Source organism: Microcoleus sp. CAWBG27 (assembly GCF_020883145.1).
Classification (GTDB): Bacteria; Cyanobacteriota; Cyanobacteriia; order Cyanobacteriales; family Microcoleaceae; genus Microcoleus.
Window position 1 is genome coordinate 3,684 of sequence record NZ_JAHREU010000109.1, and the last position, 9,818, is coordinate 13,501.

A 9,818-nucleotide genomic window follows, 5' to 3' on the forward strand; every position below is an offset into this window, starting at 1 on the left:
GGAGGCGGACTTGGTTTGTATAGGCGCGGTTTCAACCGCCGTCTTTCTTAAGAAGACCGGGCGAATATAATTCGCGTCTATACAAGCAAAACCTGCCTCCGCAGGTTGAAGAACGAACGGTTAAAATATGTTACCTTCTTCAGTCCGCGGAGGCGGACTTGGTTTGTATAGGCGCGGTTTCAACCGCCGTCTTTCTTAAGAAGACCGGGCGAATATAATTCGCGTCTATACAAGCAAAACCTGCCTCCGCAGGTTGAAGAACGAACGGTTAAAATTATGTTACCTTCTTTACACCGCGGAGGCGGACTTGGTTTGTATAGGCGCGGTTTCAACCGCCGTCTTTCTTAAGTTGAAGGAGACCGGGCGAATATAATTCGCGTCTATACAAGCAAAACCTGCCTCCGCAGGTTGAAGAACGAACGGTTAAAATTATGTTACCTTCTTTACACCGCGGAGGCGGACGAAAGTTTGTATAGGCGCGGTTTCAACCGCCGTCTTTCTTAAGTTCCTTCACTCAGCTTCACTCAGCCTCCGCAAATTCAAAATATCGCTCATATTTTTAATCTGCATACAAGTCCGCTCGAACTGTTCTTTATCCTGGATATCCATGCACAAGTCAATTAATGCCGGCAATCCTGGATATGTTTTGACTTGAGCGCTGCGGACGTTCACTTTGTTGTCTTTTAAATGCGATAATACATCATTGAGAACTCCCACTCGATCGAGCGCTTCGACTTGAATGTTAACCGGATAAGTATTGGGGCGAGATTCATTGCGGTTGGTGGAATTCCAACTCACAGGAACTAATCTATCACCCGGTACACTCTCAACATTTGAACAGCCTTGGCGGTGAATCGAAATTCCTCGGATGCGAGTCACTACTCCAATAATTGATTCGCCGGGAATCGGACAGCAACAGCCGGCTAAATGATACAGCAATCCTTCTACACCTGCGATCGGCGATTTGCTCGGAGATGAACTCGGTACGGGTTTGGGTGTCGTCGATGCAGGTATTTGCACGGGGGATTCCTGGGTTCCTCCGGGTGCAGCTTCTATTTTTTGCTGCACTTTTACTAAATCTCGCAGGCGATTTACTACGAGATTTAGCGTGACTTCGCCGTAGCCCAAACCAGCGATTAAATCTTCGACGCTGTGGTAGTTGCACCGCTGAGCTACTGATTGCATTGGCCCTGATTTGAGCAAGGATTCTAGGCCGTTTTTGCCTAATTCTTTTTCCAGTAATTCCCGCCCGCGAGCGAGATTTTCATCTCGGTGCGATCGCTTTAACCACTGCCGAATTCGGTTTTTTGCTCCGTTTGTCTTGACAAAATTCAGCCAGTCGGAGCTGGGATGGCCGTTTTTTTGGTTCAAGATTTCTACAATATCACCATTCTTTAAAACCTTGTCTAGTGTCACCATCCGCCCGTTGACTCTGGCGCCGGTGCAGCGATTGCCTATTTCTGTGTGAATGCGGTAGGCAAAATCTACGGGTGTCGATCCGCTGTTGAGGGCAATTACGTCTCCGTTAGGAGTGAAAACGTAGATATCTTCGTCGAATAAGTTGTCTTTAATGCTTTGTAAATATTCGCGATCGTCTTTGAGATCTGTTTGCCATTCTAGCAGTTGCCGCAGCCAGGTAAATTTTTCGTCGTCGCCGGTAACTGTTGTGTTGGAACCGCCTGTTTCTTTGTATTTCCAGTGGGCTGCTATGCCGTATTCGGCAATGTGGTGCATTGCTACGGTGCGAATTTGGACTTCGATGGGGCGGCCGCTGGTGCCGATTACTCCGGTGTGCAACGATTGATAGCGGTTGGCTTTTGGTAAACCGATATAGTCTTTAAAACGGCCGGGAATCGGGCGGAATGAATCGTGGACGATCGCCAATGCGCGATAACAGTCATCATTAGTTTCTACTATGATCCGCACCGCAGCAATATCGTACACTTGGTTAAAGCCTTTTTGCCGGCGCTGCATCTTCCCATAAATCCCGTACAAATGTTTGGGACGGCCGCTGACTTCGTAGCATTTAATGCCTAGATTGTCAAGCCTGTCTCGCAAACAATCTGTGACTTCTGCAAGTTGGGTTTCTCGATCGCCCCGCTTGACTGCCACCAAGTCCTGAATTTCGCGGTAAGCTTCCGGTTCCAAGTATTTAAAGGCTAAATCTTCCAATTCCCACTTAAAGCGCCCGATACCCAAACGGTTCGCCAGGGGAGCAAAAATATCTCGGGTTTCTAGGGCAATACTGCGCTGCTTTTCTTCGGACAAATGCTCCAAAGTCCTCATATTGTGCAGCCTGTCTGCGAGTTTGACGACAATCACGCGAATATCTTTAGCCATTGCTAGGAACATTCGGCGGAAATTTTCGGCAAGACGCTCTGTTTTGCTGGAAAAATTAAACTTAGAAAGCTTGGTGACGCCTTCGACTAACTGTCGCACTTCTGCCCCAAACCGCTGTTCTATTTCTTCGAGAGTAATATCTGTATCTTCCACAATGTCATGCAGGAAACCAGCGGCAATCATGGCGCTGTTTCCGCCCATATATCGCAGTATTCCAGCTACAGCTACGGGATGGCAAATATAAGGTTCTCCAGATTTGCGGTACTGTCCTTCGTGCAAGTCGCGCGCAAATTCAAAAGCCCGACAAATTAAGCCGTTGTCCGTCGTACAATTGGGATTTGGGGCTTCGTCAGGTTGCGATCGAGCATTCAGACATTCTTGCAGCCAATCGGGAACTATGCAAGGATCGATCGCATTCGAGGGAGTCAGAGTGTTTGCGTTCATGGGGTACACCTTTAAAAATTAGAAATACAAATGGTTAAATGCCAGTTTTCGGTTGAATTGCCGAAATTATGTGTTTAGTTATACTAAACTAATTGAATGCCACAATTTGCAATCCCAAAAAATAGTCGATTTTTGTGTTAACTATACCTATCTAATTGCGAGCTGCCCCCCCTCGCAGGTAGGAAAATATAGTGACTCCACTGCCGCCACTCCGTTCTGTCGATCGCGTAAGATGGGGATATTTTGGCGGTAGCAGTGGAGGTCAGTCGATTTGAGATTTGAGATTTGAGATTTGAGATTTGACTCGACAGATGAATCTGGAACTAGGGTCTAAAATTTGAAGATATCCACTCTAGCGAGCATTGGGACACTGTACCTGTTTTTGGTGGAGCGGGCGATCGACATTTACAGGCAACGCTAAACTCAAAGCAGAGGCCAGAGCGATGCTTGATAGTTGACAGTTGACAGTTGACAGTTGACAACTTAAAGCAGAAGCCAGAGCGATGCTTGACAGTTGACAGTTGACAACTCAAAGCAGAAGCCAGAGCGATGCTTGACAGTTGACAGTTGACAGTTGACAACTCAAAGCAGAAGCCAGAGCGATGCTTGACAGTTGACAGTTGACAGTTGAGAACTCAAAGCAAAAGCCAGAGCGATCGAGATGATGCCCCCCAGCGATGAAATTTTCTCGAAAAACAGGGAATTGCTGCAAAAAGGCACGGCTTTCCTTCATCTGAGCCAACCTTAAGCAAGAATCTACTTTGATTATAAAGACAAATTTGTTCACAAAATCATGATATTGTCCGAAGACCGCCGCCATTGCTACGAAGAATTACAGCAAGCACTCGAACAGCTACAAAGAACTGTCGCAGAGGATAATCTCGATCGGGCAGCGCTGGCGATCGAATACAAAAAAGTGCAACAATTTTTCGGAAACCAAATTATGAGAGTCCCCAGCGCTGAGTTAGACGCCTCAGAACCCCCGCCAGAACAGTCATATTTGACGGAAATTCACAAGCAACTGCGGTTATTGGGAACAGATGTCACGTTTTTGCAAGTCGCGAAGCAGCCAGCGACAGCATCCGCGAGGCAAACTGCGGCTGCGGAGCGACTTAACACGCTAATTGGCTACTGCGGTGCGGTGCTCCAAAAAAATTATGGTGCTTCTGGGCCCGTCCAGATGCAAAATTAATATCTGAATTAACAGGGAATAGATAAGGCAAGGAGAAAGAAAGCGGTGGAATGTCCAAAATGTAAACATCCCAACTTAGACGGCGGCACCTTAGCCGGCAGTATGTCGGTGCTGTGGTGTCCCAACTGTTACGGTATCTGGATTCCGGGCAAAGAATACGAAGCTTGGCAGAAAGAACACAGCCTGTGGTACAACAAATCCGAGAAGCCTCAGGTGACTGGCACTCTCGGCATAGAATTCACCCCGTCTCCCTACGACAGCAAAGCAGCACTGTGTCCCGAAGACGGTCACTATCTGTCGCGGGCAAAGGTTCCGTTTAGCAGAGTACCCTTTTACATAGAGCGCTGTATGCTGTGCGGAGGAATTTGGTGCGATAACGGCGAGTGGGATATTCTCGAAAGTCTGGGATTCCACACCGAGATTGACAAGATGTTTTCTCCCAACTGGCAAGCTAAGGCCCGCGTGCAAGAACTCGCTGCTCGGGAACGTCAGGTGCTGACTGAGAAGCTGGGCCCGGATATCGCCGGATATGTGTTGGAACTAGCGGAAGTTTTAGCAGACCATCCCCATGCTGATTGTGCGGCTACTTACATATTGCGGAGAGCTGAGTTGAAGCGAAAGGAAATTTAGTCAGTTGTTAGTTGTTAGTTGTTAGTTGTTAGTTGTTAGTTGTTAGTTGTTAGTTGTTAGTTGTTAGTTGTTAGTTGTTAGTTGTTAGTTGTTAGTTGTAGATACTGGCTAATAACTAACAACGGGAGCATCTCAGTTTTGATTTTATAGTGCTGTCCCCGCTCGCGATCTATCCAACACTCGCGATCTATCCAACACTCGCGATCTATCCAACACTCGCGATCTATCCAACACTCGCGAGCGGGGACGCTCGCACTGTAAAGAAATTGCTTTTTTGCAAATTTGAGATGCTCCCCTAACAAGTAACAACTAACAAGTAAAACTGACAAATAAGTGACAAATGTCTGACAAATAATAACTGATGTCATGTCTGGTCTCTTGTCATTAAAGAATTGTTTGTAGTAAGGATAACAGTTCTCCAGTCACCCCGATCGATGACTCTGTGTTCTCACTACAAACGATTAACGATTGAAGATTATATGACTGGACATGATTCGACAAATAACCAATAACCAATAACTAATAACTAATAACCAATAACTAAGGACTAAAGACTAATGACTAATGACTCTTCTCTATTTTCCGTTGAAAATCTGCGAGTAGCTTATCCTCAGCGGCGGGGCCAATCCGGTTGGGCCGTTGATGGGGTTTCCCTGACGCTGGAACCGGGGGAAAAACTGGGATTAGTTGGGGAGTCTGGGTGCGGTAAGTCAACTTTGGGAAGGGCGGCGATGCGGTTGTTGCCGGATTCGACTTTGGTTGAGGGGCGGGTTGGTTTTGGGGGAGAGTCGGTGTTTGACATGAATGCTTCCCGGCTGAGACGGTTTCGGGGCGAAGCTGTGGCGTTAATTTTTCAAGATCCGATGACTCGTCTCGATCCTTTGATGACTGTTGGGGAACACTGCATCGAGACTTTGCAGGCTCACAGACCGAATTTGAATCGCAAGGAAGCTAAGAAACGGGCGATCGAGATTTTGGATGCTGTGAAAATTCCGGCGTCTCGCTGGTCGCAATTTCCCCACGAATTTAGCGGTGGAATGCGCCAAAGAGTGGCAATTGCTTTGGCTCTTTTGCTCGATCCGAAGTTAATTGTGGCGGATGAACCGACGACGAGTTTGGATGTAACTGTCGCTGCTCAGATTTTGCAGGAATTAACCCGACTTTGTGCTTCAAGGGGAACGGCGATTTTGCTGATTTCTCACGATTTGGCGATGGTGGCTGAGTATTGCGATCGCATTGCGGTGATGTACGGCGGCAAAGTCGTGGAAACTGGGCCGGTGTTGGATGTTTTTGAACGCCCGCAACACGAATATACTCGATCGCTCCTGAAAGCAGCTTTGCACATTCAAGCTGATTCGGGTAAAGGGTTAACATCGGAGGAAAGAAGGACTGAAGTCCTCACTACAAACTTAACAAATTCGCCGGAAAGAAGGACTGAAGTCCTCACTACAAACTTAACAAATTCGCCTCTGTTGACTGTGACGAATTTGCAGCAGCACTACAGTTTAGAAAGTAATTTATTAGACCAATTATTTTCCAGGAACCGCCAGGTAATTAAAGCCGTAGACGGCGTTAGTTTGCAGCTAGAACGCGGGGAAATCCTCGGGCTTGTAGGGGAGTCCGGCTGCGGAAAAAGTACGTTATCGCGCACAATTTTGCGGCTGATTCCCCCGACAGGTGGCAAAGTTGAATTTGAAGGAATAGATATTACTGCCCTGAGCCGTGATGCTGTCAGGAAACACCGCCGCCAAATGCAAATGGTATTTCAAGATCCCCACGCTTGCTTGAATCCGATGATGACAGTCGGGCAAAGTATTGCCGATCCTTTGTTGATTCACAAATTAGCTAAGGCAGAGGAAGCTAAAAAACAAGTCATCCAAATGTTAGAGCGAGTGGGTTTAACTCCTGGGGAGGATTTCTTTCGCCGTTATCCGGGGGAACTGTCGGGGGGACAACAGCAGCGGGTTTCCATCGCCCGAGCTTTGATTACTCGGCCGCAACTGATTATTTGCGACGAACCGGTGAGTATGCTGGATGCTAGCGTACAGACTCAGGTATTAGAGCTGATGCTGGAGTTGAAGCAGGAATTTAATTTGACTTATCTGTTTATTACGCACGATTTGTGGGTGGCGAGGTTTTTTTGCGATCGCATTGCGGTAATGAATTCGGGAAAAATTGTGGAAATCGGGAAAACTAGGGATATTTTTACTAATCCGCAGCACCCTTATACTCAGGAGTTATTGCAGGCTGCTCCTTTACTGGCTCGAACTCAATAAAAATGTATAAAATTAGCGCAATCAGATATCAGTCACGAACTTCTAGATGGATTTCGGAAATTTCTGATTAAATTCGTTACAGTGAAGGGATACTTTTCAAATCATCCCACGGACACCAAGCAAATATGGCAAAATCTGACTTAGGCAGTTTTGCGGTGGCATCCGAAGCCTCACTCGAAATCGCAGAGGATGAGGACACCGAGATCGATCGTCCGACGGTAAGTAGATCGTCAGCATACAACAGTTGGTCTGCCGACGATCCCGTGGGAGCTTTGTTCAAAGAAATGGCTCGCTATCCCCTACTGACTGCCACCGAAGAGGTAGAGTTAGCGCGTCGCGTTCAAGAATTGGTAGCCCTTCAGGAACTAGAAGAGCGTTTAAAGCAGGAATTGAACAGAGTGCCCACAAAAGTTGAACTCGCCGCTGCTTTGGGAGTGAGCGAAACTCAACTGCAACAGATCCGCTACCAGTGTCAGTCGGCGAAACGAAAAATGATCAGCTCTAATTTGCGCTTGGTGGTTTCGATTGCCAAACGCTATCTCAACCGGGGCGTGCCTTTTCTTGATTTAATTCAGGAAGGAGCTTTGGGTTTGAACCGAGCCGCCGAAAAGTTCGATCCAGAGAAGGGTTATAAATTTTCTACCTATGCCTATTGGTGGATTCGCCAAGGAATTACCCGCACAATTGCCAATCAAGGGCGAACAATTAGGTTGCCGGTTCACATTGTCGAACAGTTAAATAAACTTAAAAAAGTTTATCGGGATTTAAGGCGTTCTCTTCAACGCAATCCCACTGAACTTGAACTTGCTAAGGAAATGGAAGTTACTTCCGAACAGCTTCGTTACCTCCAGCAAGTGCGCCGCCAATCTTTATCTCTCAACCACCGCATCGGCACGGAAGAAAGTTCGGAACTTTTGGATGTTATTGAAGATAACGCAACGCAATCTCCCGAAGCTCAGATGAATGAGATGATGATGCGCCAAGATATTTTGGAGGTGTTGGATAATATTTTGACTGAGCGGGAAAAAGAGATTGTTGCTATGCGTTACGGTTTGATCACTGGCGAACCTTACACTTTAGAAGAAGTCAGTAGTTTGTTCAATCTGTCCCGCGAACGAGTCCGTCAAATTCAAAATAAGGCAATGCGAAAGCTGCGGCGCCCTCAAGTGACGGAACGGTTGAAGGGCTGGTTGAAATAAGCTTCAAAACATTGAGTTGGCATTTTGAAAATTATTAAAATTATTTAGGGTGGGCTTCTCCCCACCCTAAATTTGCATATTCAAGTTCAGTTGACCAGGGACTGCTTGACAATCTACAAATAATATCAAATCCGGTAGCATGGTCTATTTAGCTCTCTATTCTCTCCCCTCTGTGTCCTCTGTGTTCTCTGCGGTTAAATCATTTCCATGCAATCAGAAACGATATAATGACTGATTATTGAAAAAACCAGGTGCGTCGCTATGAGATTGTCAAGATATAGCGGTTATCAAAAAAGTGAGGTACGTTGTTGGGATGCGAGCCCTCTTAATTTAGTGGTTATGTAAGCTGTCAGTCTTACCTCATCTCTTTGAGAAAGGCTATATTTGGGGGATTTTGAATGGCGACTCACCCTACAAATAATGACAGGTTATTGAAAACTTTAGGTGCGTCGCTATGAGATTGTCAAGACATTTTGGGGATTTTTAATGGCGACGCACCTACAAATAATGACAACTGTCAACTGTCAACTGTCAACTGTCAACTGTCAACTGTCAGTGGCGACGCACCTACAAATAATGACAACTGTCAACTGTCAACTGTCAACTGTCAACTGTCAACTGTCAGTGGCGACGCACCTACAAATAATGACAACAGAAAACTGTCAACTGTCAACTGTCAACTGTCAACTGACTACTGACTTCTGTTATATTTAATTGTTGATTGTCGCTTACTACTGATTGATTTATGTCTGATGAGGTGATTTTGCGTCCAGCTACCCGTGCTGATGTGCCGGTGCTGTTTGATTTGATTAAGGCTTTAGCTGAGTACGAAAAGTTATCTCATGCGGTAACAGGTAATGCGGTTGATTTGGAAAATCATTTGTTTGCCGATCGCCCTTTTGCTGAAGCGATTATAGCAGAATGCGAAGGTCGGATTGTAGGCTGGGCGCTATTTTTTTACAATTATTCTACTTTTTTGACTCAGCCGGGGATTTATTTGGAGGATTTGTTTGTGCTTCCTGAGTTTCGGGGGCGGGGAATTGGCAAGTCTTTGATTGTTTATTTGGCGCGGTTGACGGTGGAAAGGGGCTGCGGGCGTTTGGAGTGGAGTGTGCTTGATTGGAATGAATTGGCGATCGGATTTTACAAGGGTATCGGTGCTGATGTAATGCCCGACTGGCGGATTTGCCGGGTGGCGGGGGAGTCTTTGGCGAGTTTGGCCTCGAAGTGATTGTAGATCATTGCCAAAAATATAGGAAAATTTAGATAATAGTTGAGTTCAATTGGGAGAAGAGATGATGATTATTTGGGTAAACGAGCAAATCGATCCATCAGGTATTCTTTATGCTTGCATTGCTTGTGTCGATGATACTCAAGCTAAGGAATGCCACGAATCTTTCGAGCAGAATTTGAGTGCAGAACAAAAAGAACAGGGCTGGGTTGCTACATTGCGGACTGTTAGTGCTTGGGATGACGTACCTGTTAACGCTTTGAAATTGAATTAATATCAAATCCGTTTACATCGGAATTACTTATTCCTCTCTCTTCTCTTTCTCTGTGTTCTCTGCGTTCTCTGTGGTTAAATAATTCAAAAAAAACCGTAGTAGATGAGATAATATAATATGGCGGTTCAATGCGATCGCCCATATCGCCCTGCACATTATTACTTATTCCTCTCTCTTCTCCTTCTCTGTGTTCTCTGCGTTCTCTGTGGTTAAATAATTCAAAAAAAACCGT

General features: G+C 46.0%; 10 protein-coding genes. 7 read left to right on the plus strand and 3 right to left on the minus strand.

Annotated features, from left to right (window positions below; all coding sequences use genetic code 11):
• Nucleotides 1-510: 510 nt before the first annotated feature.
• Together QZ938_RS31420 and QZ938_RS31425 are read right to left on the minus strand one after the other, a co-directional pair.
• On the minus strand, nucleotides 511-2,784 hold the full coding sequence (locus tag QZ938_RS31420) for a bifunctional (p)ppGpp synthetase/guanosine-3',5'-bis(diphosphate) 3'-pyrophosphohydrolase (protein WP_293155088.1): 2,274 nt from the start codon (nucleotides 2,782-2,784) through the stop codon (nucleotides 511-513).
• 529 nt (nucleotides 2,785-3,313) lie between these two features.
• Nucleotides 3,314-3,517 (minus strand): hypothetical protein, encoded by a 204-nt coding sequence (locus QZ938_RS31425; RefSeq protein WP_293353747.1) that lies wholly within the window; start codon nucleotides 3,515-3,517, stop codon nucleotides 3,314-3,316.
• Between the two features lie 60 nt (nucleotides 3,518-3,577).
• Here QZ938_RS31425 and patD point away from each other — a divergent pair, with 60 nt between their 5' ends.
• The 7 genes from patD (at nucleotide 3,578) to QZ938_RS31460 (ending at nucleotide 9,586) form a co-directional block, all read left to right on the plus strand.
• Nucleotides 3,578-3,976, plus strand: a complete 399-nt coding sequence (patD, locus tag QZ938_RS31430; protein ID WP_293336132.1) for a heterocyst frequency control protein PatD — start codon at nucleotides 3,578-3,580, stop codon at nucleotides 3,974-3,976.
• A gap of 45 nt (nucleotides 3,977-4,021) precedes the next feature.
• Nucleotides 4,022-4,606, plus strand: coding sequence for a zf-TFIIB domain-containing protein (locus QZ938_RS31435; protein WP_293336134.1), 585 nt, complete (start codon nucleotides 4,022-4,024; stop codon nucleotides 4,604-4,606).
• 557 nt (nucleotides 4,607-5,163) lie between these two features.
• Complete coding sequence (locus QZ938_RS31440; RefSeq protein WP_293353749.1) at nucleotides 5,164-6,882, plus strand: ABC transporter ATP-binding protein; 1,719 nt, start codon at nucleotides 5,164-5,166, stop codon at nucleotides 6,880-6,882.
• Between the two features lie 125 nt (nucleotides 6,883-7,007).
• Complete coding sequence (locus QZ938_RS31445) at nucleotides 7,008-8,081, plus strand: RNA polymerase sigma factor, RpoD/SigA family (protein WP_293155073.1); 1,074 nt, start codon at nucleotides 7,008-7,010, stop codon at nucleotides 8,079-8,081.
• Between the two features lie 473 nt (nucleotides 8,082-8,554).
• A complete protein-coding gene (locus tag QZ938_RS31450; protein WP_293155071.1) occupies nucleotides 8,555-8,779 on the plus strand; it encodes a hypothetical protein in 225 nt (74 codons plus the stop codon).
• A gap of 47 nt (nucleotides 8,780-8,826) precedes the next feature.
• Nucleotides 8,827-9,312 (plus strand): GNAT family N-acetyltransferase, encoded by a 486-nt coding sequence (locus QZ938_RS31455; RefSeq protein ID WP_293353751.1) that lies wholly within the window; start codon nucleotides 8,827-8,829, stop codon nucleotides 9,310-9,312.
• A 67-nt stretch (nucleotides 9,313-9,379) separates the two neighbouring features.
• Nucleotides 9,380-9,586, plus strand: coding sequence for a glycogen debranching protein (locus tag QZ938_RS31460; protein WP_293353785.1), 207 nt, complete (start codon nucleotides 9,380-9,382; stop codon nucleotides 9,584-9,586).
• Here the strand turns inward: QZ938_RS31460 and QZ938_RS31465 are convergent.
• A partial coding sequence (locus QZ938_RS31465; RefSeq protein WP_293365681.1) for a hypothetical protein occupies nucleotides 9,564-9,818 on the minus strand: 255 nt, incomplete at its 5' end. The two genes, QZ938_RS31460 and QZ938_RS31465, sit on opposite strands and share 23 nt — an antisense overlap.

Bases quoted from the DNA above. Each gene is read 5' to 3' on its own strand.
- QZ938_RS31460 (WP_293353785.1), top strand. From the start codon at position 9,380: ATGATTATTTGGGTAAACGAGCAAATCGATCCATCAGGTATTCTTTAT.
- QZ938_RS31420 (WP_293155088.1), bottom strand. From the start codon at position 2,784: ATGAACGCAAACACTCTGACTCCCTCGAATGCGATCGATCCTTGCATA.
- QZ938_RS31445 (WP_293155073.1), top strand. From the start codon at position 7,008: ATGGCAAAATCTGACTTAGGCAGTTTTGCGGTGGCATCCGAAGCCTCA.
- QZ938_RS31455 (WP_293353751.1), top strand. From the start codon at position 8,827: ATGTCTGATGAGGTGATTTTGCGTCCAGCTACCCGTGCTGATGTGCCG.
- QZ938_RS31440 (WP_293353749.1), top strand. From the start codon at position 5,164: ATGACTAATGACTCTTCTCTATTTTCCGTTGAAAATCTGCGAGTAGCT.
- patD (WP_293336132.1), top strand. From the start codon at position 3,578: ATGATATTGTCCGAAGACCGCCGCCATTGCTACGAAGAATTACAGCAA.
- QZ938_RS31425 (WP_293353747.1), bottom strand. From the start codon at position 3,517: ATGAAGGAAAGCCGTGCCTTTTTGCAGCAATTCCCTGTTTTTCGAGAA.